Below are 22,818 nucleotides of genomic sequence, written 5' to 3' on the forward strand. Positions count from 1 at the left end.
TCAGAATTGAAGTGTAGTGACTAATACGGTTTAGTCAACTCACTCGGAAGAAAGTGCCCAGACGATCTCCAACAGAGCGTTGCGAAGAGAGTCGGGCGCATCCTCGTCCAGCAGCATTGCGGTGAGGTCGAGGGGAGGACGGCCGCTTCGCAACAGGTCTGCCAAGCGAGTTTTCGTGGTGAATTCGATCTGAGCAGCATCGATGAGCGTGATGGCTCTCATCATGAGGTCATCGGCGCAGTCGGACGAGACCGAGATGGTGGTTTCGACGACCTCGTCCAGACGATGCTGCCCGAGATCAATCGTGACGGGACGCCCTCCTGCGTGGACGCTCACGCGCCATCGCCGCATCACAGCTGTGTGTGGACCTTCGCATGGACCGATTCGCAGCCGTCCATCGGAGTCGAGGTCGAGAGGAGTCGTCCGCAGGCTGTCGTCGTCCTCAAGCAAGTCAAAGTGGCCGGCAGCGCCCGGGACGACGACCAGAGTGAGATCGGTCGTCACGTCTCCTCTGGCCAACGGGTCGGTGGCAGTCGGAATGATGGTTCCAGGTTTGGCAAGGACAGGAACCTCGTCGATGGTGCGAGACATGGTGACGAAACGCTGTGGCGAGTAGGTGAGCCCAGTGAGGAGGTCGACCCACCGAAGACCATCATCGAGAGGGGGTAACCAGGTACGCGTGGTCGCGAGTCCCGTGACGGGGTCGCGTTTGCTGGTGACCGGCCGCACCAAGAGCTGGCTGCCGAACCAGTACTCATTGCGATCGACATAGGACTCCTCCCACTCTGGGTGAGTCCAGTAGGTAGGTCGGAGGAGAGGGCACAGGTCGCGATGGCCTGACAGATTCTCGCTGTGCAGATACGGGATGAGACGGTGACGCATCCGCAGGCACTGAGTCATGACCATCTCGGTTTCAGTGCGGTAATGCCACGGCTCCTTGGACCCGAACTCGTTCTTGGTCGAGTGCAGTCGATTGATGGGGGAGAGCACCCCGAACTGCGCCCATCGAGCCATGAGCTCGTCATCGCGGGACCCGAAGATGTGCCCACCGATGTCGTGGCTCCACCATCCGTAACCGATATTGGAGGCGGTGGCCGTGAACTCGGGCTGGAAGTCCAGAGTTTCCCAGGAGATGACGGAATCGCCCGAGAAACCAATGGGGTAGCGGTGAGACCCGGGTCCCGCGTAACGCGAGAAGGTCAGCGGGCGGCGACGGCCATCCGGGCGGGGGCGTCCCGAGTCGATGTGGTGAACGTGGTTGAGCATCCACAGTGGGTCCAGTCCGGGTACCGAGCAGGTCTGTCCTTGCTGCCAGTCCACCCACCACAGATCGACTCCCTCGTCCTCCATGGGATGAAGGACGTCATCGACGTACACCGTGGCAAAGTGTGGATCGGCAATGTCAAAGGGGATGGGATCGCCTGAGTCTGGATCGACTCCCATATCAGTGGCGACCTGTCGGTAACACTCTTCATGACGACGGATGCCATCGGCCGGGTGCAGATTGAGGCAGGTCCGTAATCCCCGCTGGTGAAGGCTGGCAAGGAAGGCGCGAGGGTCGGGGAAGAGTTCTCGATTCCATGTGTATCCAGTCCAGCCATGTCCCAGAACTGGGTCGATGTCGGTGAGGTGCCAGTCCATGTCAATGACGGCCACCGACAGCGGGATTCCGTCCGCCTCGAATCGATCCATGAGGGTCTCGTACTCGTCGGCGCTGTAATTGTGGTAGCGAGACCACCAGTTGCCCAGGGCCCATCGCGGAATAACCGGTTGCGGTCCGGTGATGCGGTAGAAATCTGCGGCTGCGGCAGCATAGTCATGGCCGTGGAGGAAGAGATAGACATCCTTGCCACCGGAATCAGCTGGGTTGTACCGACGTACCGGTTGAGACCATCGGGTGGGTCCGTCATCCTCCAGTGCGAGTGAATGAGAATCATCGAGGACGGCCCATCCCTGCGCACTCGCCACACCTGCGCCCATGTCACAACGGCCGTCGACGCAGTCGAGAGTGCGAGCGGTCCCGCCCAGATTGGTGGGGATTCCGAATGGGTTTTGCGAGAGTGGGTCATCGCCCCAGTGCCACACGGCGTGGTAATTGCCGACGCTCGTTATCGATGCGTGCAGCCCTTCCGGGGAAAACTCCATGCCGTCGTAGCGAAGCTCGTAATACCGGTTTCGAATGATGATATGGCCATTCGCCTCATCAATGGTGTTGGTGACCTCGTGGGGCGTGCGGTCCGCGACCACCTGTGTCGGTCGGTCCTCGAAGGGCTCCGTAGGGTCATCGCGCCACTCACAGCGAATGAGTCGATCGGTGATGAGGGTTATGCGGTAGTGATCTGTGGCAAGACAGGTTGTCTGAGGCATGACGTCTCCCAGCGTTGGGGACTCTCACCCTAATAGCCAATGAACCGTTCTGGAGGGCATCGTGAAGGCATCGCTGAAACGTTTTACCCATTCTCCGGTTTGGCCCTAGGATGATGCTGCGCGGGTGAAGGCCATGTGCTCCCGGGCGAGGATGCCTTGTGACCTGCGCCCATCAGGGCATTCATGCTTCCGGAAGGGACCGTGGCTTCATGGGCAGGACGACGATCAAGGACATCGCCAGAGTCGCCGGTGTGTCGCCGGGCGCGGTGTCCTTTGCCCTCAATGACAAGCCTGGAGTTTCTGAGGCTACCCGAGCTCGTATCAAGGCTGTGGCCAAGGACATGGGATGGCGTCCGAACGTCGCCGCGAAGGCGTTGTCGGTCAATCGAGCCGGTGCTGTCGGTCTCGTCATCGCCCGTGACGATCGCAGTTTCGCCGGGGAAGGGTTCTTCCTGCACCTCATCGCGGGGATGGAGGAGGTTCTCACTCCTGCTCGAATCGCCTTGGTGTTGCAGCTGGTGGGCTCTCCTGAGGAGGAGTGTGAGGTCCATCGACAGTGGTGGGCTCAGCATCGTGTCGACGGTGTCGTCCTGGTCGACCCGGCCCGCAATGACCCGCGGTGGTCCCTCATGTCGGAGATCAACATGCCGTGCACCGTCGTCGGAGCCACGGAGGACACCCCGTTGCCCGGCATTCATATCGATGACGCCACTGCTGCGCGGAGCATCGTCAACCACTTGGCCGACCAAGGGCATCGTCGCATTGCCCATATCGGCGGTGACCCGACCCTTGAGCACAGCATGGTCCGACGCCAGGTCTTCGCCCAGGAGGCGGAGAGTCGCGGAGTGGTCGTCATCGAGGCAGCGGCCAGCGACTACTCCGAGCAGTCCGGAATTCAGGAGACCAGCGCTCTTCTTTCCAGGCCTGACCGTCCCACCGTCATCGTCTATGACAATGAAGTATTGACTCTGGGGGGCATCACCTCCCTGACGCAACACCGGTTGCGGATTCCTGCTGACGTCTCGGTCGTGTCCTTCGAGGATTCCCCGACATGTCGAGTGATACCGCCCGGAATTACCGCTCTGCGTCGTGATCCGTCAATTCTGGGTAGGGACGCCGTCGCGATGTTGATGAGCATCATTGATGGCCAGGACGTGGAGGACATCACCGAGCAGCCGCCTGAACTCGTCGTCCGGGGTTCCACAGGGCAGCTCTGAACGTCTGCCTGCCCCGGGACATTGGAATGGGCCAACGACAAGACGGTCGGAACCCTTCTGGTTCCGACCGTCTCCTGATTTGGGTGTGGGTCGCTCAGCCTTTCACGCCGCCGCTCTCCACGCCACGGAAGAAGACCTTCTGCATCGAGGCGAAGACGACGATGATCGGTATGAGGGCGATGATCGTTCCGGCGGCGACCTCACGCGGGTCGGTCGACATCGTTGAACTGAGGTACTGCATGCCGACGGTCAGGGTGTACTTGTCAGGATCGTTGAGGACGACCAATGGCCACAGGAAGTCGTCCCAGGCCCCGATGAAGGAGAACACCGCAACCACCGAGGCCATCCCCTTGATGTTGGGCCAGACCACGTGCCGGATCTTGTCCCATGTGTTGGCTCCGTCAACGGTCGCCGCATCGAGGACCGACGGAGGGACCGCCCGACAGGCGGTGGCCATGAGGAGCACGTTGATGGCACCGACGACACCGGGGATGGCGACGCCGGCCAAGGTGTTCGCCAGGCCCATGCCCTTGATGACGAGGTACTGGCTGGTCAGCGTGACCTCACCGGGAAGTAGGAGGACCGACAGCAGGATGCCCATGACGACCTTCTTGCCGCGGAATTTCATGCAGGTCAGCGCATAACCTGCCAGGGAGGCCAGCACGACGTTGCCGATGACGCAGACCGCGGCGACGATGACCGAATGCCAGGCGTAACTGAAGATCGGGACGACATGGGCAACGCGACGGTAGGCGTCGACGCTGAAGTCTTGGGGGATGAGATGGGGCGGGAAGGAGTAGACGTCCTCGCTGACGCCTTTGAGGGAGGTGGACAGCTGCCACAGGAAGGGGCCGACCGAGATGATGACCACGAAGATCAGCAGGATGTAACGCCCGATGAGTCCGGCAAGGGTAGGGCGGGTTGGGTCGAATGCTCGCCGGCTACGCCACGGCTTCTGCTTGACAGGACGAGTTGGGCTGGAGGTGCTCATGCCATCGTCTCCTTCGTGGCGGCCTGGACGGCTGCTGCCCGGCGGGCACGACGGCCAGCCTGCTTGGGCTTGCGGCCAGACCGCAGGTCCTTGTTGTTCGCCCAACCGATGGTTGCTAGCGGAATGAGGGTGAGGAAGAACAGCACGACTGACAGGGCCGACGCATAGCCGAGCTGTCCGGACAGACCGGTACCGACCTGTTTGATGATCATGACGAGGCTGGAGTCCTCACCGCCTGGGCCACCAGTTCCATTCGTGAGGACGTAGAGCTCGGAGAAGATCCTCATCCCGGACACCGCAATGAGGGCGATGATGAGAACCATGGCCGGCCTGATCCCGGGGATGGTGACGTTGCGGAACCGCTGGAAGCTGCTTGCGCCATCGAGGGCGGCGGCTTCATGGAGGTCATGGTCGACGTTTCCGAGGGCCGCGAGGTAGACGATCATGTAGTACCCGAGGCCCTTCCACACCGTCAGCAGGATTGCGCAGCCCAACAGCTTCCACCGATCGACGAGGAAGGGGATGGAGCTGTTCGCGACACCCATCCACTGCAGGGACTGGTTGATGAGACCACGGGAGTCGAACATCCAGCTCCAGATGAGGGCCACGACGACGACCGAGGCAATCACCGGGAAGTACGCTACGGTACGGAAGAACGAGATCCCGGGGATCTTCTTCTCGACGAGCAAGGCCAACAGCAACGGCAGGATCGTCAACAGTGGGATGCACACGATGACGTAGATGAAGGTTGTCGCCATGGCATTCCAGAACATGTCGTCGTGCCACAGCTCGACGTAGTTGTCGAAGCCGATGAACTCCCCGCCGACGAGGGGCCGGGTGTTCGTGAAGGACAGAATGATCGTGTTGATGAAGGGGTAGAGGGCGAACACGACGGTCCACACGACTGCCGGAGCCACCAACAACCACGGGGTGTACCAGCGGTGGGAGTTCATGGGCGCAGATCCTTGGCGGGGTAGGGGCGTTGTCAGCGGGGAGGTGAGCCGGCCCCGCGCGGGGAGCGGGGCCGGCTGAGGATCACTTCGCGATGTGGTCGTTGCAGTACTTGACGGCGTTATCGAGGGCGTCCTTGGCCTTGATGTCACCACGCATGGCCGAGGAAATCTGCTGGCCGACGTAGGTCTTCATGGCGTCGGTGTAAGCCATCGGCTCGCCGATCTGCGCATCCTTCATCTCCTCCGCGAGGGCCTCGGCAGCCTTCTTCATCTGTGGATCATCGATGACCGAGGTGAAGGACTCCGGGTTCTCGTTGGCCTCCTTGGTGCCGGGCAGGAAGCCCTGGGCCAGCTTGACGAACTCGACTTGGTTCGCGTTGTTGGTGACGTACTTGGCGAAGGCCAGCGCCAGGTTCGGGTTCTTGGAATCGTTCGAGACGCAAATACCCTGGACGAAAAGCGGTGGAACGCCGATGCGCTTCGTCATCGCGACGTGAGGAGCGAGCTTCGGGGCGTCCTTCTTGAGATCGATCGGGAAGGAGGCCGAGCCGGTGGTCCAGGCAACCTTGCCCTGGATGAAGAGCTTGGAGTTGCCCAGGTAGTTGTTCTGCAACACCTCCGGCGGCATGGCCTTCTTGGCATAGAGCTCGACGTACTTCTCGATGATCTTGACAGCCTTGTCGGTGTTGAAGGTGAAGTTGCCGTCCTTGAAGACTTCGACGTCCTGGGCTGCGAGATCGCCGAGGGTTGGAGCGGTGGAGATGAGGGGCATCTTGCCGCCGGACTTCTCAGCCATGGTGATGGCCTGCTCGTAGAGCTCGTCAAGGGTGGTTGGCAGCTTCTTGGGGTCGAGACCGTACTTCTCGAAGGCCTGGGTGCTCCACCAGTTGAGGTCGGTGCCGAGGTACCACGGGTAGCCGTAGACCCCGTCGTGACCATCGAAGGTGTAGGCATCGATGCCGCCCTTGGTGTATGTGTCGATGGTCTTGGTATCGGCCTTCTTGAGGTCCATGACCTTGTTGGCCTTGAGGAGCTGCCATGCGAAGTTCGGGGGCATGTTGACGACGTCGGGCAGTTGACCGGCGGTGGCCTGCTGCTGGACCTTCTCCTCGTAGCCCTCACCCGGCTGGTCAATCCACTTGATGGTCGTGCCGGGATGCTCCTTCTCGAAGGACTTGACGAGCTTCTCGAAGTACGGGGTGAATTTCTCGTTCTTGAGCGACCAGGTCTGGAACTGGATGCTGCCCTCGAGCTTGGCGGAGGAGTCGATGGATGCCTGGCTCGACGGCTTGTCTCCCGATCCGCTCATGCCGCATGCGCTGGCAGCCAGGACAGTTGCCAGTGCGGCCGTACCACCGAGAAGTTGACGTCGGCCGATGGTGAGGTTTGCCATGTTCTCTACTTCTTCCTTGAAGGGGGTCCCCAGTGGGATCCGACTCCAGCGTCGGTGTCGAATCCCAGCGAACTAATACGCTTTAGTTCAGAGTGCCTGAAACGGCGTGCACAGTCAAGCTGACACACAGTTTTGGTCTGGCGTCGATCTCCGTTGTACAGTGGCCAGTCGGTCATGACCTCGTCGTGTTCCACCGGTCGAAGGGATCTTTGCGATGAATACCACCCATCGCCACCCCGACGCACACTCGGATCTCGTCATCGAGACCCATTCGCTGCGTCGGCAGGTGGGTCAGATGACCCGGGTTCAACGGACGGTGCCCGCTCCGGCGGATCTCGGTGTCGACATGATCGGCGTTCCCGAGGACTCCCCTCTCGATCTCGACCTTCGGTTGGAATCAGTGGGCGAAGGAGTTCTCGTCACCGGGGCCGTCGAAGCCACCCTGAAGGGGGAGTGCTCTCGCTGTCTGGATCCCATCGAGGAGGATCTCGTCCTCGACATCCAGGAGCTGTACTTCTACCCGGACAAGGAGGCTGAGGAGGACGCTAGTCGGGTCAGTGCCGAGGAAACGATCGACCTTGACCCTGTCGTCCGTGCTGCGGTGGTGCTGAACCTGGCGTTCAGCCCGCTGTGCCGCGACGACTGTGAGGGACTTTGTCCAGACTGCGGCGCCAACCTCAACGAGGACCCGGACCATGACCATCCGGATCGGATCGATCCACGTTGGGCGGCTCTGCAAGGGCTCGTCAGCGAGGATGATTCGGACAAGTCCTGAACGTTCCCCTCAACGGCGTCCGTATCATACGGATGCCACACCTGAAGCACACCAAGGAGAAGATCGTGGCCGTCCCGAAGCGGAAGATGTCCCGCAGCAATACCCGGCACCGTCGTTCGCAATGGAAGACGGTTGCCACCAATCTCGTCACCTGTGCCAATCCGGCGTGCGGTGAGAAGCACCTGCCTCACACCGCATGCCCCGCGTGCGGCGAGTACGGCCCGCGTGGTGATCGCCGCCAGGTTGCCGAGGTCTGAGATCAGCACCGTGAGCGCACGAAAGGACCAGAACGTCAGTTCACCCGAGTACGGGGAGTGGCCTTTCCTGGGTCTTCTCAAGGAGTTGGGGATCAGATGTGACCCCCAACTCCTCGATCTCGCGCTCACGCACCGCTCCTATGCCTTTGAGAACGGTGGGATTCCCACCAACGAGAGGTTGGAGTTCCTCGGTGACGCCGTCCTCGAGGTCGGCGTCACTGATTACCTCTACCGCGCCTTCCCGGACAAACCGGAAGGTCAGCTCGCCAAGCTGAGGTCAGCCGTCGTGAGCACGGTGTCCTTGGGGCGGTTGGCTCGTCGCCTCGGCATCGGGCCGCGTATCAAGCTGGGCAAGGGCGAGGAACGTACCGGCGGCCACGACAAGACGTCGATCCTGGCCGACACCACCGAGGCCCTGCTGGGTGCCGTCGAGCTGTCCTCGGGACTGCCGGACGTTCTGCGCCTCGTCCATCATCTCTTCGATCCCCTCGTTGACGAGGCGGATCGATCCGGAGCCGGTACCGACTGGAAGACAGTTCTCCAGGAGTACTGCGCTGAGCAGGGGTTTGAGGCTCCGCGCTACGACATCGTCGGATCAGGCCCGGACCACAATCGCCGCTACTGCGCCAGGGCAGAAGTGGATGGCAAGCTGCACGCTGCCTACACTGGCCACAACAAGAAGGAGGCCGAGCAGGGAGCGGCCCAGCTTGCGGTTGCCGCACTGATCCCTCCTCGCACTGGTGCCTGAGCTTCCTGAGGTCGAGACGGTGCGAGCCGGACTCGAGATCCTCGTCATCCCCTCCGTCGTCGAGCGTGTCGACGTCGTCGATGTCCGCGGTTTGCGCACAACCGGTGGTTCAGAAGAAGCCAGAACCTTCGAGACGATTCTGACTGGTCGCCAGTTCACCGCCATCAATCGCCGGGGCAAGTACCTGTGGTTCGTCCTCGACGACGGCACGGCGATGCTGGCCCACCTAGGGATGAGCGGACAGTTCCGTGTCGTCGACAGGGAAGCCCCACGGCATCGCCATACCCGTGTTGTCATTGGCCTTGGTGACGACCGTGACCTACGTTTTCTGGATCAGCGCACCTTCGGCGGACTCACTCTCGCCCCGCTGGTTGACGATGTGCCCGGCCCAGTCGCCCACATCGCCCCTGATCCCTTCGAGGATTCCTTTGGCGTCGATGAGGTTGCGCGACGACTGCGCGCACGCAGGTCGACCATCAAGCGCAGCCTGCTCGACCAGACACTGGTATCCGGTATCGGCAACATTTATGCCGACGAAACCCTGTGGCGGGTTCGTCGTCACCCGGAGACCCCGTGCTCGCGCCTCAGCCAGCGCAAGGCTGTGGAGTTGTTGGAGACAGCTCGTGAGGTGATGTCCGAGGCGATTACCCAGGGTGGGACATCCTTTGATGCCCTGTACGTCAATGTCAATGGTGAGTCGGGTTACTTATATCGGACCCTTGACGTGTACGGACGCCAGGGCAAGGAATGTCGACGTCGCTGCACCGTCATAGTTCGGGAGTCCTTCGCGAACAGGTCGTCGCACCGGTGCCCCCGGTGTCAGCGCTCGCGTCGGTGACCCGGTCATGTCCGTTCCCAGACCTCGACAGGTCCTGGTACGACGACGAACAATGGGCGAGGTCGCGGCGCGTCGAGGTGGGGAGGCCACTCCGGTGATCTGGCGGTGACCTTGGCATGAAGGTGCTCCATCTCGTGATCGAGCTGTTCAGAGGTCACAGTGAGTGACCTTCATGGCGCTGGATCGGATGTGATCCTCGTCCGGTCAAAGCGGTAGCCGCGCTCAATGGCTTCGTCGGTCAAGCCTGTCAGGATCAAGCCTCCACAATCGCACGTGTTGTCTCCGCCCTCGGGTGTTGCTGATGGGCACACCCATTTCTTGGTCCTTCCTCGTCGGGCATATCATGTCGCGGGTGACCACTGAGCCATCTGTATCTGCGAGACGACGCATCAAGAAGCGTCACTTCATCGAGTTCTTGAAGTTCGGAATCGTGGGTGGCTCCGGATTCGTGATCAACATCGTCGTTGCCATCATCATGAACAAGGTGAATGGTGGCACCGAGCATGCCCAGGACATCCTGTTCAACTTGGCGGGGACACGATGGAACTTCCGTTTCACCAGCCTCGTCTGGTTGGTGGGCTTCGTGGTGGCAAACGTCACGAACTTCCAGCTCAACCGCTCCTGGACCTTCAAACGGGAGCATCGCCGCGGCTGGTGGCGCGAGTTCTGGCCCTTCTTCGCCGTGGGGTCCGTGGCAGCGATCATCGGCATGTTCATCAAGATTCTGTTCACCAATCCAACCTCTCCGATCTACCTCCCCGAGCCGTGGTTCCATGAGAGCAAGGGATTTCACTCTCGTGAGTACTGGTCGCAGATCTTCGCCATCATCGTGACCATGCCCATCAACTTCGTCGTCAACAAGTTGTGGACGTTCCGAGCGGTCAAGCACTCTGGTGAGGTTCCCATGGTGGGTCCCGCTGTTTCTCCGGAGAATCTTGACGCGGACGACTCGTCCGAGGCGCGTCAGCACGTCTGAGAGACGCTTCGCATCAGGTACCCTGAATTCGGTACCCCGTTGACGGAAAGGTCGTGCTCGGATGGTCGTTTTCATCATCGCGATGATTCTTATCCTGGCGGTCGCGCTGGGCGTTTGTGCCGTGGTGATGTTTGGTTTGCGCCATCCTGGTGACGACCCCGATGCGAGTTTTTGGCGTCATACTGCCACCCGGGTCGGGGAGGATCTCAGTGGTGTCAGACGCCGTTGAGGCGTTGCGAATCCTTGGTGCCGTGATGTGAGCGGCTAGTATCGGCGGACGTGGACCTGACTTACCTGATTTGGATCATTCTCGGCATCCTCGTCCTCGTGACGGTGGTTGCCGCCATCACCGCTGGCATCTCACGACGTAAGGCGCTTCGTGAGGGTTCCAAGCCTGCGGAGGTTGATCCGACCCCGACCAAGGAACCCGAGGCCACTGGTGAGGAGAAGCCTGAGGCCGGTGCGACCTCGGCCCCTGCTCCTGCGCTCGAGCCTGAGGCGCCGTCCGAACCCAGGGTTGAGACTCCGGAGGCCGCGGGCTCGCGGATGGCACGACTCCGTCGCCGTCTGGCCAACAGCAACAACGCCTTGGCCCGTGGTCTGGCAGAGCTCCTGAGCGCCGACAAGCTCGACGACGACACCTGGGATGACTTCGAAACCACCCTCATCACCTCTGATCTTGGCGTGGGCCCGACCACGGAACTGGTCGAGAAGCTGCGCTCGGAACTGGCGATTGACGGCGTCTCCGAGCCGGCCCAGGCTCGCGGGATCTTGCACCACGAACTGGTCGAACTTGTCGGACCAGACATGGATCGGTCCATCAACCTCGATCATGCGGAGGGTAAGCCGGCAGTCGTCCTCATGGTCGGAGTCAATGGCACGGGTAAGACGACGACCTGCGGCAAATTGGCCCGCGTCCTGGTCGCCGAGGGCAAGACGGTCCTCCTCGGTGCCGCAGACACTTTCCGCGCCGCAGCTGGGGAACAGCTGGAAACCTGGGGGGAGCGCGTCGGCGTGCGCACCGTTCGCAAGGACGAAGGGGCTGATCCCGCCTCGGTAGCCTACGAAGCTGTTCAGGCCGGTATCGACGAAAGCGTTGACGTCGTGCTCGTCGACACTGCTGGCCGTCTTCACACCAAGGCCGGTCTCATGGACGAGCTGGGCAAAGTCAAGCGCGTCATCGAGAAACTGGCCCCGGTCAGTGAGGTCCTGCTCGTTCTCGATGCGACCACCGGCCAGAACGGTCTCACCCAGGCTCGTATCTTCTCCGAGGTCGTCGACGTCTCCGGCATCGTGCTGTCCAAGCTCGATGGCTCTGCCAAGGGCGGCATCGTCGTACAGGTACAGCGCGAGCTGGGCGTTCCGGTCAAGCTCATCGGTCTGGGTGAAGGTGCCGACGACCTAGCCCCCTTTGACGCCGACGACTTCGTTGCCGGTCTCATGGGCGATGACCCCTCCGAACGCTGAGGACCAAATAGATGACAGGCATCGCGTCGTCTGCCTCGATACGCGGGGCCATGATGGTGAGTATTCTCAGCCGAAAGCTGTGTGTAGCGGTATTAATTGCTGCGTTCGTTCTGCCGCTGGCATTTGTTACATGGCGAACCATCGTGGGGACCGGTAGTTGGTGGCTGAAGGCCCTGCGTGGCCTCGGACATTTCGTCGTAATTGTGCTCGCACAGGCGTTACTGATTACAGGGGTCTTTCTCTACGTCAACCATGACTATGGATTTTTCACCTCCTGGGATGACCTCCTGGGCGAGGCTGAGCCCCAGGCACCTGTTCATGATCTGGTTCCAATTCGGCGTACGAAGGTGGAGAACATCCCGATCAGTAAGTCCAACCCACACCCCAATGGGCAGATGGTTGGCATGACGATGCCCGGTGCGGATTCTCAATATGCGCGCATTCCCGTGTGGTTGCCACCACAGTACTTCGAGAAGTCGGAGCAGGGCACCCGCTTTCCGGTGTTGTACTACATCGGAGGTGTTAATGACACCGGCGAGCGCGACAATGTATCGATTGACATCCTTGATCCTGCCGTCGAGCTCATTAAGAGCAAGAAGGTCAATCCCTTCGTCATTGCGTTCTTGCCAGGCAGGATTCGCAACGGCGTCGACAGCGAATGCGTTGATGTTGGTCCGTACAAGCACGAGACGTGGATCATGAAGACTGTTATTCCGCAGATCGAGTCGCATTACCGGGTTGGCCATGAGCGTGGGTCACGCTTCATCGGTGGGTGGAGCACTGGCGGCTACTGCGCTGCCAATCTCTCGACGAAGTACCACAGAATGTTTAATTCCGGATTTTCGTTGGGTGGGTATTACCATCCGATGTTTGAGAGAACGCCCATCGCGGACATGGCTCGGTCCTCGATGGCTGAAAATTCCGTAGTCCGTCGGGCGCAGGAACGCAAGGTTAACCGCAGCGTGCGCTTTTTGTCTGTGCTCAATCGCAGTGATCTGCAGAGTTGGGGACCCGGTCGTCACCCCATAGTTGCCAACGGTCAGATAGGCCCGGACGGAGGCCAGTTTCACCATGTGGCTAAAGGCATGAAGCAGTTCACCTTCATCGTGCTGCACGGAGGTGGGCATCGCAACACCGTGTACATGCCTTACGTCCAGCAGTGTCTGGAATGGCTGGGCCAGTTTGGTCTGTGACCTCGCTCTGAATCATCATGTCAGACCGGGACGGTAGGCTGTCCCGGTAAGGAACTAGTGCGCTGAAGGACAACCGTGTTCGACACTCTCCAGGACCGCCTCGCATCCACCTTCAAAGGACTGCGTGGCAAGGGACGTCTCACCGATGCCGACATCGACGCCACGACTCGCCAGATCCGCATCGCCCTCCTCGAGGCCGACGTCAACCTGGCGGTCGTCAAGGAATTCGTTGCGGCGGTCAAGGAACGCTGTCACGGCGAGGAATTGTCGAAGGCGCTCAACCCTACTCAGCAGATCGTCAAGATCGTCAACGAGGAGCTCGTCGAGATCCTTGGCGGTCAGACCCGCACCGTCCGGTTCGCGAAGACCCCGCCCACCGTCGTCATGCTCGCTGGACTTCAGGGTGCCGGTAAGACGACCCTGGCGGGCAAGCTCGCTCGGTGGTTCAAGGAGGAGGGGCACTCGCCGCTGCTGGCCGCCTGTGACCTGCAGCGTCCCAACGCGGTCACCCAGTTGCAGGTCGTCGGTGAGCGAGCCGGTGTGCATGTCTTCGCTCCTGAGCCCGGCAACGGTGTTGGTGATCCCATCCAGGTGGCTCGTGACGCCGTCGTCGAGGCCCAACGCAAGCTCTATGACGTCGTCATCATCGACACCGCCGGACGCTTGGGTGTCGATGCCGAGATGATGGCCCAGGCTGCCGACATCAAGGCGGCCACTAACCCTGACGAGACGCTGTTCGTCGTCGACGCCATGATCGGTCAGGACGCGGTCAACACCGCAGTGGCCTTCCAGGAGGGAGTCGGCTTCGACGGGGTCGTCCTCACCAAGCTCGACGGCGACGCCCGTGGCGGTGCCGCCCTGTCCATCGCCCGGGTCGTCGGCAAGCCGATCATGTTCGCCTCCTCCGGTGAGGGGCTCAAGGACTTCGACGTCTTCCATCCCGATCGGATGGCCTCACGCATCCTCGACATGGGTGACATGCTCACCCTCATCGAGCAGGCTGAGAAGGCTTTCGACCAGGAACAGTCTCAAGCCGCTGCGGCCAAACTCATGGCCGGCAAGGGGGAGTTCGGTCTCGACGACTTCCTCGGGCTCATGCGCCAGATGCGCCGCATGGGTCCGATGTCCAAGATCATGGGCATGTTGCCTGGCGTCGGTCAGATGAAGGATCAGATCGAGAACATTGACGAGCGGGAGATCGACCGTATCGAAGCCATCATTTGTGCCATGACCCCGGCAGAGCGTGCCGACGTCTCGATCCTCAACGGTTCGCGTCGCGCCCGTATCGCGAAGGGCTCCGGCGTCGAGGTCCGCGACGTCAACAACCTCGTCAACCGCTTCGTCGATGCCCGCAAGATGATGAGCCAGATGGGCCAGATGATGGGTCCGGGCGCTGGTCGCATGATGGGGTCGATGGCCAAACGCGGCTCCAAGCAGTCCAAGAAGAAGCAGAAGAACCGCAAGGGTTCTGGTAACCCAGCGAAGCGCGCGGCCCAGGCCCGTCAAGTGGCTGAGAAGCCGCAGCACAACAGCGGCGAGGCATTCGGTGTTCCCGGTCAGCAGCAGCCGAGCCAGGAAGATCTGCAGAAGGCGATGAGCGAGTTCAAGATGCCGCCGTCGATGCAGCAGATGTTCAACCAGACCAACAAGGGCCCGCGCTGATCTGACGTTGGCAATGCCTCACGAGGTCGCGGGTTTGACGTTTCGTCTTCTGCAGCCTCGTGCCACGATGAGGACATGGATGAGGACACCCAGCCGCTGTTCCACACTCATACCCATGACGGGTGGACACACACTCACGTAGCTCCCGAGGCCCAGACTGCTCCTGCCGAGGATCTTCGCATCCGGGGAGTTGTCCTGCCCGACGTGGAGGAGCGTGAGCTATGGGTTCACGACGGCGTTCTTGTCGAGGGGCCACTGCCAGGCGCTCGCACCCTCGCCGACGGTTGTTGGATCATCCCGGGCCTGGTTGACGCTCACAACCACATCGGGCTGGACGGCCATGGTGCCGTCGACAAGGAGACGGCTGAGGACCAGGCTCGCACCGAGACGAGGACCGGCACCCTCCTCATCCGCGACGCTGGGTCCCCGAGTGACACCCATTGGATTGACGATCGCGACGACTTGCCTCGAGTCATCCGCGCCGGACGTCACATCGCTCGTCCCAAGCGCTACATCCGCAACTACGCAGCCGAGGTCGACCCGGAAGACCTCGTCGCCGAGGTGGATCGTCAGGCTCGAGCAGGTGACGGCTGGGTCAAGCTCGTCGGTGACTGGATCGACCGTGCTGAGGGGGGCCTGGCACCGCTGTGGCCGGCTGACATCGCGAAGGAAGCAATCGATCGTGCTCATGAACTCGGCGCCCGTGTCACGGCCCACTGCTTCTCCGAGGAGGCTCCGGCCCAGCTCGTCGACGCAGGCATCGACTGCATCGAGCACGGCACCGGACTGACTGACGAGACCATCGCCACCATGGCCGAGCGTGGGGTCGGACTCGTCCCGACCCTGGTCAACATTGAGACCTTCCCGTCCATCGCAGCCCAGGCCGACGCCAAGTTCCCCACCTACGCAGCCCACATGCGTCATCTGCATGCTCACCGGATGGAAACCATCGGCAAGGCTGTCGATGCCGGGGTTCCGATCTACGCAGGTACTGACGCCGGCGGCACCATCGAACACGGTCTGATTGCCTCGGAGGTGCGGTTGCTGGCCGCAGTCGGAGGAGCGGAGATGGCATTGGGGGCAGCATCCTGGCGAGCTCGAACCTGGTTGGGCGGGGAACAACTGGGGATTGGGGACTCCGCCGACCTTCTCGTCCTCGATCGCGACCCGAGGGTGGACATCGGAGTCCTGGAGTCTCCCACCCACATCCTGCTGAGGGGTCGAGTCGTCATTCGGTGACGGGTCGCCGGACTCGCGTCGACGCTCTGGATGTGGCACAATGTCGAGAGCTTCTGTCCGTTCGGTGCCCTCTCTAGCCGGCGGACGGTTCCACCCGAGTGCGGTCGCGGTGTCCCCACATCGCAATCCGCGCTCACCCGTAACTTCCCGGGTTTCATCCCGGGCGTCTCACTACAGGAGATACCACACACGTGGCTACCAAGATTCGTCTGAAGCGTCTCGGCAAGATCCGCACCCCGCACTACCGTGTCGTCGTCATGGACTCGCGCACCAAGCGCGACGGTCGTGCCATCGAGGAGATCGGCCAGTACCACCCGAAGAACGACCCCTCGGTCATCGAGATCGACTCCGAGCGCGTCCAGTACTGGCTCGGCGTCGGCGCCCAGCCGACCGAGGCCGTCGTCGCCCTGCTCAAGCGCACCGGTGACTGGCAGAAGTTCACCGGTGACACCTCGGCCTCCGGTGTGACCCCGCAGGCTGAGCGTTCCAACAAGGACGACCTGTTCAACGCCGCTCTGGCCGAGGCTGATGAGGCCCCGCGCGAGGCCATCACTAAGAAGGCTGAGGAGCCCGCTGCCGAGGAGGCTGCGGAGCCGGCCGCCGAGGAGAAGTCCGACGAGAAGGCTGAGGCCTGATCGTGCTTGCCGACGCCCTGGAACATCTCGTCTCCGGCATCGTCGCCAATCCCGACGACGTCCGGGTTCGGGAGAAAGACCTGCGACGCGGCCGGATGCTCGAGGTGCGTGTCAACCCCTCCGACATCGGCAAGGTCATCGGTCGTCAGGGCCGTACGGCCTCCTCGCTGCGCACGGTCATCGATGCCCTGGCCGGTGATGAGCAGATCAGGATCGACTTCGTCGACGTCGACCGCCGTGGTTCGGGACGCCGTTCCGAGCACCGTGGCCGTCGTCACTGAGCCGCTAATCCTCTGATACGCCAATCAATTGGCAATATGGGCCGTGGTCCCGCTTAGGTGGGGCTACGGCCCATTTGTCGTGTTCGACATTCTTGTCCAGCCGCTGATGCGGCAATACCCATGAGCTTCAGGAGTCACAGTGGAACAGCAGGCAACAGTGGAGGTTGTCGTCGGCCGGGTGGGGCGTGCCCATGGTCTGCGGGGAGACGTCGTCGTCGAGGTTCGTACCGACGAGCCCGACGAGAGGTTCGACGTTGGTGCGACAGTCTGCATCGAAGGCACGCGGCGGGAGTTGACAGTTGCCAGATCGCGATGGGCCAGGGGTAGCCTGATTGTCGCCTTCAAGGAGGTCGCCGATCGAAATGGCGCCGAGGAGCTGCGAGGTTCGGTGTTGGTGGTTGACGTCGAGGCCGATGAGGAGCCAGCTGATCCAGAAGAGTTCTGGGACCGTCAGTTGCGGGGGCTGGCAGTGGTTGACGAGTCCGGTCAGGCCCGGGGAACCGTCAAGGACATTCTCCACATGCCGGCCCAGGACGTGCTCGTCATCGATGTCGACGGCGACGAACATCTGGTGCCGTTCGTTCGCCAGCTCGTTCCCACCGTTGACGTCGCTGCCGGTCAGATCGTTGTCGCCAGTATCCCTGGACTTCTTGACGACGATACCGAGGAGGCAAGGTGACGATGAGGCTGGACTACCTGTCGATCTTCCCCGGATACTTCGACGTTCTCGACATCTCCCTGTTGGGAAAGGCCGTCGACAACGGTTTGGTCGAGGTCCACGCCCATGACCTGCGCGACTGGACCCACGATCGTCATCGCACTGTCGACGACACCCCGTGCGGCGGTGGCGCCGGCATGGTCATGAAGCCTGATCCCTGGGGCGAGGCCTTCGACGGGATCATTGGTATTGAACCCGATCCGTCGGTCCACGTGATCTTCCCGACTCCCTCCGGAATTCCGTTCACACAGTCCGCTGCCCAGGAGCTGTCGACGGTTGAGCGGGTCGTCTTCTGTTGCGGACGCTACGAGGGCATCGATCACCGGGTCATCGACTACGCGCGAACCATGTGGACCGTCCATGAACTGAGTCTGGGCGACTACGTCCTCAACGGGGGAGAAGTCGCTGCCCTGGCCATCACCGAAGCCGTCGTCCGTCTGATCCCCGGATTCATGGGCAATCCGGAGTCCCTCGCGGAGGAGTCGTTCTCGCCGGGGCAGGAACGACTGCTGGAGTACCCGCTGTTCACCCGACCGGTGTCATGGCGAGGGATGGATGTCCCTGAGGTCCTCATGAGTGGGCACCACGGCCGCATCGCCGAATGGAGACGAGAGGAGTCGTTGTTGCTCACTCGTGATCGTCGCCCGGACTTGACTGATTAGGACTCAGGGAGACAACGTATTCGAAGTCGCCAATACCCTAAATTCGAACCAAAAATGTTGCGTTAATATGAACTAAAACAGGTAGTCAGAGTGCAGTTGTAAGGAGATTCTGAAAACACTGGGGGTCGTGAGGCAAAGGGACTGTTGATTGGATAGTCTTTGCCCCGTGGCGACTACAACACTTACTACTCATCAGAGAGCAGTGCGATCAACTGTCGCGGCGAAGGCCCTCATGGCCGTCACCGGCATCATCTTGGTCCTCTTCCTGCTCATGCACATGTTCGGCAACTTGAAGTTGCTCGGTAGCAACGAGGAGTTCAACGACTACGCCAGCTACCTCCGTACGATTCTCAACCCGATCCTTCCGGGTGAGTCGTTCCTGTGGATCTTCCGAATCTTCATGCTGCTGGCGATTGTGCTGCACATTTGGTCGGCGATCCGCGTCACCAAGCAGCGTCGCATCGGCACTGGTGGCGCTGGTCGTTACTCCGTGAAGAAGAACCTCTCCCCGGAGAACACCTACGCGGCCCGCACGATGTACTGGGGCGGTTGGATCATCTTCGCGTTCCTCATCCTTCACCTGCTGCAGTTCACCATCAGCCCTGATCTGCTCAACAACCCGCCGACTGACGCGGCTGGGCGTGCAGGCATGGTGCTCACAGCCTTCAGTCATTGGTGGTTCGTGCTCATCTACCTCATCGCCATCATCGCGGTGTGCATGCACGTTTCCCATGGTTTCTGGAGCGCCTTCGCGACCCTCGGTGTCAACGTCTCTGGTACCGCTCGCGCTGTGCTGCGCGTGTGCTCCTGGATCGTCGCCATCGTGATCCTCGTGGGCTTCATGGTTCCTCCCTTCCTGATCCTGTTCGGGGTGATCTCCTGATGACTGCAACAGCTACGTCGAATAACAACGCCGCTCTGGCCGACCAGTACTGGACGACCGGCGACGAGATTCATGACACGAAGGCCAACCACGACCTTCCGATCGAGAAGATCTGGACTGATCGTCAGTTCACCTCTCGTCTGGTCAACCCGGCCAACCGCCGCAAGATGACCGTCATCATCGTCGGCACTGGTCTGGCCGGTGGCTCCGCTGCTGCCACCCTTGGTGAGGCTGGTTACCGCGTCGAGAACTTCTGTTACCAGGACTCTCCGCGTCGTGCCCATTCCATCGCCGCCCAGGGCGGCATCAACGCTGCGAAGAACTACAAGAACGACGGTGACTCCATCTACCGCCTGTTCTACGACACCGTGAAGGGCGGCGACTACCGCTCCCGCGAGACGAACGTCTACCGTCTGGCCGCGGTCAGCGCGAACATCATCGACCAGTGCGTCGCCCAGGGCGTTCCGTTCGCCCGTGAGTACGGTGGCCTGCTCGACAACCGTTCCTTCGGTGGCGTCCAGGTGCAGCGCACCTTCTACGCTCGTGGACAGACGGGTCAGCAGTTGCTGATCGGCGCCTATCAGGCCCTCGAGCGTCAGGTCCATGCCGGAACCGTCCACATGCACACCCGTCACGAGATGGTCGAGCTCATCGTTGCCGATGGTCGTGCCCGCGGCATCGTGACCCGTGACATGGTCACCGGCAAGATCGAGGAGTGGTTCGGCGACGCCGTCGTCCTGGCTACCGGTGGTTACGGCAACGTCTTCTTCCTGTCGACGAACGCCATGGGCTGCAACGTCACCGCTTCGTGGCGTGCCCATCGCAAGGGTGCCTACTTCGGCAACCCGTGCTACACGCAGATCCACCCGACCTGCATCCCGGTGCACGGCGAGAACCAGTCGAAGCTGACCCTGATGTCGGAGTCGCTGCGCAACGACGGTCGTATCTGGGTGCCGAAGCGCGCCGAGGACTGCGAGAAGGATCCGCGTGACATCCCCGAGGAGGATCGCGACTACTACCTGGAGCGCATCTATCCGTCCTTCGGCAACCTGGTTCCTCGTGACATCGCCTCTCGTCAGGCCAAGTACCGCTGTGACGAGGGTCGCGGCGTTGGCCCGAAGGTCCGTGAGGTCGATGCCGACGGCACCGAGCACATGCGCTCCCGTGGTGTCTACCTCGACTTCTCCGAGGCCATCGAGCGTATGGGCAAGGATGCTGTCGAGAAGAAGTACGGCAACCTCTTCGACATGTATCAGCGGATCACCGATGAGAACCCGTACGAGGTTCCGATGCGGATCTACCCCGCTGTGCACTACACCATGGGTGGCCTGTGGGTCGATTATGACCTGCAGTCGACCATCCCGGGCCTGTTCGTCTGTGGCGAGGCTAACTTCTCCGATCACGGTGCCAACCGACTCGGTGCCTCGGCCCTGATGCAGGGTCTGGCTGATGGTTACTGGGTGCTGCCCAACACCATCACCGACTACCTGGCCGACTCCCCGAAGTTCGGCAAGGTGGACGAGAAGCACCCGGCCGCCGTCGAGGCCCGTCAGGCCGTCGAGAGCCGCATCAACAAGCTCCTGACGATCAACGGAACCCGCACCGTCGACTCAATCCACAAGGAACTCGGCCACATCATGTGGGAGTACTGCGGCATGGAGCGCAACGAGGCCGGCCTCGTCAAGGCCATCGGTCTCATCCGCAACCTGCGCAACGAGTTCTGGACCAACGTCAAGGTCACCGGCGTCAACGAGGAGCTCAACCAGACCCTCGAGCGTGCCGGACGTCTCGTTGACTTCCTGGAGCTCGGTGAGCTGATGTGCATTGATGCTCTGCATCGTCGCGAGTCCTGTGGCGGTCACTTCCGCGCCGAGTCTCAGACCGAGGAGGGCGAGGCCCTGCGTCACGACGATCAGTACCAGTACGTCGCTGCCTGGGAGTGGACCGGTGAGGGCCACAAGCCGACCCTGCACAAGGAGCCGCTGGTCTACAAGTCCATCCAGGTCAAGCAGAGGAGCTACAAGTGAAGATCAACCTGCGAATCTGGCGCCAACGCAACACCCGGGATCAGGGCCGTCTCGTCGAGTACACCCTGGACGGTGTCTCCGGTGACATGTCCTTCCTCGAGATGCTGGACATGCTCAACGAGAACCTCACCGCTCAAGGTGAGGAGCCCGTGGCCTTCGACTCGGACTGCCGCGAGGGCATCTGTGGCCAGTGTGGCGTCGTCATCAACGGCGTGCCGCACGGTGGCATGGGCGTCGCCCAGCCGGTGCGTACCACCACCTGTCAGCTGCACATGCGCTCCTTCGCTGATGGCTCGACCATTACGATTGAGCCCTGGAAGTCCGGTGCCTTCCCGATCCTGCGGGACCTCATCGTGGACCGCTCGGCCCTCGACCGCGTCATCCAGGCTGGCGGCTACATCTCCGTGAACACCGGTGCTGCCCCGGATGCCCATGCTGTCCAGGTCAACAAGAAGCGCTCTGACCGCTCCTTCGATGCCGCTACCTGCATCGGCTGTGGTGCTTGTGTGGCTGCCTGCCCGAACGGCTCCTCGATGCTGTTCACCTCGGCGAAGATCACCCACCTTGCCATGCTTCCGCAGGGGCAGCCGGAGCGGATGCGTCGTGTCAAGGCCATGGCTGCCCAGAACGACGCCGAGGGATTCGGCGGCTGCACCAACATTGGTGAGTGCGCCTCGGTGTGCCCGAAGGGCATCCCGCTGGAGTCCATCAGCCAGCTCAACCGCGACCTCATCGCCTCGCTGTTCAAGCATGACGGCAAGGATGACTGAGTTCTGACCCATGTGGTCGACCACACGGGCCCCGGCACCATCTGGTGCCGGGGCCTCGTCGGTTCCATGGGGCTGACGGATCCAGCCTCGTGGTATGCAATTTGGTGTCAGGCCTTCGAGTGTGGAAAAATATCCTGCTGTTGTCCGTGTCCGGCTCCTGCCACAGGGGGATCGTCCGGAGCGCGGGGACCACATCTTTTGAACACGAGCACCAGGTGACCTGTGGCACCGGCGAGGAAACACCATGAGCAACATCATCGACGAGATCGACAAGGCCTCGATGCGCGACGACATTCCCGAGTTCCGTCCTGGCGACTCGGTGAAGGTCCACGTCAAGGTCGTCGAGGGCAGCCGCACCCGTGTGCAGGTCTTCGCTGGAACCGTCATCTCGCGTACCGGTGGTGGCGTCCAGGAGTCCTTCACCGTCCGCAAGCTGAGCTTCGGAACGGGTGTCGAGCGTACCTTCCCACTGCACTCCCCGATCATTGAGAAGATCGAGGTTGATCGCCACGGTGCCGTCCGTCGCGCCAAGCTGTACTACCTGCGCGGTCTGCGCGGCAAGGCTGCCAAGATCAAGGAGAAGGGCGCGGCTCGCTGACGTCGTCCTCACAGTAACGGGGTTTCGCTTGCGCGGGGCCCCGTTTTCGTGTGTCTGATGAGGTCCGGGTCGATCGACGCTCGACGAGGCGACCAGAGTGTGTTCTGGACGTTGGTTACACTGCAGGTTGGCACTTGCCGGGACGTTCCCGGGGGTAAGAGGGAGAGG

23 protein-coding genes are annotated in these 22,818 nt (G+C 61.6%); 19 read left to right on the forward strand and 4 right to left on the reverse strand.

Annotated elements, in window-relative coordinates:
• Positions 1–39 precede the first annotated feature (39 nt).
• Entirely contained in the window at positions 40–2,367 is a 2,328-nt protein-coding gene (locus tag PALO_RS03820) for a TIM-barrel domain-containing protein (protein ID WP_023033464.1), read from the reverse strand.
• 209 nt (positions 2,368–2,576) lie between these two features.
• On the opposite strand from PALO_RS03820, the gene PALO_RS03825 reads away from it, so the two are divergent.
• On the forward strand, positions 2,577–3,584 hold the full coding sequence (locus tag PALO_RS03825) for a LacI family DNA-binding transcriptional regulator (RefSeq protein WP_015582490.1): 1,008 nt from the start codon (positions 2,577–2,579) through the stop codon (positions 3,582–3,584).
• 94 nt (positions 3,585–3,678) lie between these two features.
• Here the strand turns inward: PALO_RS03825 and PALO_RS03830 are convergent, their stop codons facing one another.
• The 3 genes from PALO_RS03830 to PALO_RS03840 form a co-directional block, all read right to left on the reverse strand.
• The gene (locus PALO_RS03830) at positions 3,679–4,575 is read right to left on the reverse strand and encodes a carbohydrate ABC transporter permease (RefSeq protein WP_004808619.1); all 897 of its coding nucleotides are present in this window, start codon (positions 4,573–4,575) and stop codon (positions 3,679–3,681) included.
• Positions 4,572–5,528 carry a carbohydrate ABC transporter permease gene (locus tag PALO_RS03835; protein WP_015582491.1) on the reverse strand — a complete coding sequence of 319 codons (957 nt, stop codon included), beginning with the start codon at positions 5,526–5,528 and terminating at the stop codon, positions 4,572–4,574. The genes PALO_RS03830 and PALO_RS03835 overlap by 4 nt, the downstream gene beginning before the upstream one ends.
• An 82-nt stretch (positions 5,529–5,610) precedes the next feature.
• Positions 5,611–6,921 carry an ABC transporter substrate-binding protein gene (locus tag PALO_RS03840; protein WP_015582492.1) on the reverse strand — a complete coding sequence of 437 codons (1,311 nt, stop codon included), beginning with the start codon at positions 6,919–6,921 and terminating at the stop codon, positions 5,611–5,613.
• A 214-nt stretch (positions 6,922–7,135) separates the two neighbouring features.
• On the opposite strand from PALO_RS03840, the gene PALO_RS03845 reads away from it, so the two are divergent.
• The 18 genes from PALO_RS03845 (at position 7,136) to rplS (ending at position 22,650) form a co-directional block, all read left to right on the forward strand.
• Positions 7,136–7,696, forward strand: a complete 561-nt coding sequence (locus tag PALO_RS03845; protein ID WP_004808615.1) for a YceD family protein — start codon at positions 7,136–7,138, stop codon at positions 7,694–7,696.
• A gap of 65 nt (positions 7,697–7,761) precedes the next feature.
• Positions 7,762–7,953: a 50S ribosomal protein L32 gene (rpmF, locus tag PALO_RS03850; protein WP_015582493.1), complete on the forward strand. Its 192-nt coding sequence runs from the start codon at positions 7,762–7,764 to the stop codon at positions 7,951–7,953.
• Positions 7,954–7,963: 10 nt separating this feature from the next.
• A complete protein-coding gene (gene rnc, locus PALO_RS03855) occupies positions 7,964–8,701 on the forward strand; it encodes a ribonuclease III (protein WP_015582494.1) in 738 nt (245 codons plus the stop codon).
• Positions 8,694–9,539, forward strand: coding sequence for a bifunctional DNA-formamidopyrimidine glycosylase/DNA-(apurinic or apyrimidinic site) lyase (mutM, locus tag PALO_RS03860; protein WP_015582495.1), 846 nt, complete (start codon positions 8,694–8,696; stop codon positions 9,537–9,539). Before rnc ends, mutM begins: the two co-directional genes overlap by 8 nt.
• A 301-nt stretch (positions 9,540–9,840) precedes the next feature.
• Positions 9,841–10,515 carry a GtrA family protein gene (locus PALO_RS03870; RefSeq protein WP_004808605.1) on the forward strand — a complete coding sequence of 225 codons (675 nt, stop codon included), beginning with the start codon at positions 9,841–9,843 and terminating at the stop codon, positions 10,513–10,515.
• A gap of 61 nt (positions 10,516–10,576) precedes the next feature.
• On the forward strand, positions 10,577–10,744 hold the full coding sequence (locus tag PALO_RS12470; RefSeq protein ID WP_004808604.1) for a hypothetical protein: 168 nt from the start codon (positions 10,577–10,579) through the stop codon (positions 10,742–10,744).
• Positions 10,745–10,794: 50 nt separating this feature from the next.
• A complete protein-coding gene (ftsY, locus tag PALO_RS03875) occupies positions 10,795–11,982 on the forward strand; it encodes a signal recognition particle-docking protein FtsY (RefSeq protein ID WP_015582497.1) in 1,188 nt (395 codons plus the stop codon).
• A gap of 50 nt (positions 11,983–12,032) precedes the next feature.
• A complete protein-coding gene (locus PALO_RS03880; protein ID WP_187290340.1) occupies positions 12,033–13,175 on the forward strand; it encodes an alpha/beta hydrolase in 1,143 nt (380 codons plus the stop codon).
• 75 nt (positions 13,176–13,250) lie between these two features.
• Positions 13,251–14,837, forward strand: a complete 1,587-nt coding sequence (ffh, locus tag PALO_RS03885; RefSeq protein ID WP_015582499.1) for a signal recognition particle protein — start codon at positions 13,251–13,253, stop codon at positions 14,835–14,837.
• A 75-nt stretch (positions 14,838–14,912) separates the two neighbouring features.
• A complete protein-coding gene (locus PALO_RS03890) occupies positions 14,913–16,076 on the forward strand; it encodes an amidohydrolase family protein (protein WP_015582500.1) in 1,164 nt (387 codons plus the stop codon).
• A 191-nt stretch (positions 16,077–16,267) separates the two neighbouring features.
• A complete protein-coding gene (rpsP, locus tag PALO_RS03895) occupies positions 16,268–16,711 on the forward strand; it encodes a 30S ribosomal protein S16 (RefSeq protein ID WP_015582501.1) in 444 nt (147 codons plus the stop codon).
• Between the two features lie 2 nt (positions 16,712–16,713).
• Entirely contained in the window at positions 16,714–16,992 is a 279-nt protein-coding gene (locus PALO_RS03900) for an RNA-binding protein (RefSeq protein ID WP_004808588.1), read from the forward strand.
• A 139-nt stretch (positions 16,993–17,131) separates the two neighbouring features.
• Entirely contained in the window at positions 17,132–17,671 is a 540-nt protein-coding gene (rimM, locus tag PALO_RS03905; protein WP_015582502.1) for a ribosome maturation factor RimM, read from the forward strand.
• Positions 17,672–17,673: 2 nt separating this feature from the next.
• Entirely contained in the window at positions 17,674–18,372 is a 699-nt protein-coding gene (gene trmD / locus PALO_RS03910; protein ID WP_016665666.1) for a tRNA (guanosine(37)-N1)-methyltransferase TrmD, read from the forward strand.
• A gap of 202 nt (positions 18,373–18,574) precedes the next feature.
• Entirely contained in the window at positions 18,575–19,255 is a 681-nt protein-coding gene (locus PALO_RS03915) for a succinate dehydrogenase cytochrome b subunit (RefSeq protein ID WP_015582503.1), read from the forward strand.
• Entirely contained in the window at positions 19,255–21,282 is a 2,028-nt protein-coding gene (locus PALO_RS03920; protein ID WP_004808575.1) for a fumarate reductase/succinate dehydrogenase flavoprotein subunit, read from the forward strand. Before PALO_RS03915 ends, PALO_RS03920 begins: the two co-directional genes overlap by 1 nt.
• Complete coding sequence (locus tag PALO_RS03925) at positions 21,279–22,052, forward strand: succinate dehydrogenase/fumarate reductase iron-sulfur subunit (protein WP_015582504.1); 774 nt, start codon at positions 21,279–21,281, stop codon at positions 22,050–22,052. The genes PALO_RS03920 and PALO_RS03925 overlap by 4 nt, the downstream gene beginning before the upstream one ends.
• 244 nt (positions 22,053–22,296) lie before the next feature.
• Positions 22,297–22,650, forward strand: a complete 354-nt coding sequence (rplS, locus tag PALO_RS03930) for a 50S ribosomal protein L19 (RefSeq protein WP_004808571.1) — start codon at positions 22,297–22,299, stop codon at positions 22,648–22,650.
• The last annotated feature ends 168 nt before the right edge of the window (positions 22,651–22,818 follow it).

This window comes from Cutibacterium avidum 44067 (assembly GCF_000367205.1).
Taxonomy (GTDB): Bacteria; Actinomycetota; Actinomycetes; order Propionibacteriales; family Propionibacteriaceae; genus Cutibacterium; species Cutibacterium avidum.

What these genes read in the sequence shown, in the direction of transcription:
- PALO_RS03845 (WP_004808615.1), top strand. Translation starts at nt 7,136, where the DNA reads ATGAATACCACCCATCGCCACCCCGACGCACACTCGGATCTCGTCATC.
- PALO_RS03920 (WP_004808575.1), top strand. Translation starts at nt 19,255, where the DNA reads ATGACTGCAACAGCTACGTCGAATAACAACGCCGCTCTGGCCGACCAG.
- PALO_RS03820 (WP_023033464.1), bottom strand. Translation starts at nt 2,367, where the DNA reads ATGCCTCAGACAACCTGTCTTGCCACAGATCACTACCGCATAACCCTC.
- trmD (WP_016665666.1), top strand. Translation starts at nt 17,674, where the DNA reads ATGAGGCTGGACTACCTGTCGATCTTCCCCGGATACTTCGACGTTCTC.
- PALO_RS12470 (WP_004808604.1), top strand. Translation starts at nt 10,577, where the DNA reads ATGGTCGTTTTCATCATCGCGATGATTCTTATCCTGGCGGTCGCGCTG.
- PALO_RS03830 (WP_004808619.1), bottom strand. Translation starts at nt 4,575, where the DNA reads ATGAGCACCTCCAGCCCAACTCGTCCTGTCAAGCAGAAGCCGTGGCGT.
- PALO_RS03840 (WP_015582492.1), bottom strand. Translation starts at nt 6,921, where the DNA reads ATGGCAAACCTCACCATCGGCCGACGTCAACTTCTCGGTGGTACGGCC.
- PALO_RS03870 (WP_004808605.1), top strand. Translation starts at nt 9,841, where the DNA reads ATGGGCACACCCATTTCTTGGTCCTTCCTCGTCGGGCATATCATGTCG.
- PALO_RS03880 (WP_187290340.1), top strand. Translation starts at nt 12,033, where the DNA reads ATGATGGTGAGTATTCTCAGCCGAAAGCTGTGTGTAGCGGTATTAATT.
- PALO_RS03825 (WP_015582490.1), top strand. Translation starts at nt 2,577, where the DNA reads ATGGGCAGGACGACGATCAAGGACATCGCCAGAGTCGCCGGTGTGTCG.
- rplS (WP_004808571.1), top strand. Translation starts at nt 22,297, where the DNA reads ATGAGCAACATCATCGACGAGATCGACAAGGCCTCGATGCGCGACGAC.
- PALO_RS03890 (WP_015582500.1), top strand. Translation starts at nt 14,913, where the DNA reads ATGGATGAGGACACCCAGCCGCTGTTCCACACTCATACCCATGACGGG.
- PALO_RS03835 (WP_015582491.1), bottom strand. Translation starts at nt 5,528, where the DNA reads ATGAACTCCCACCGCTGGTACACCCCGTGGTTGTTGGTGGCTCCGGCA.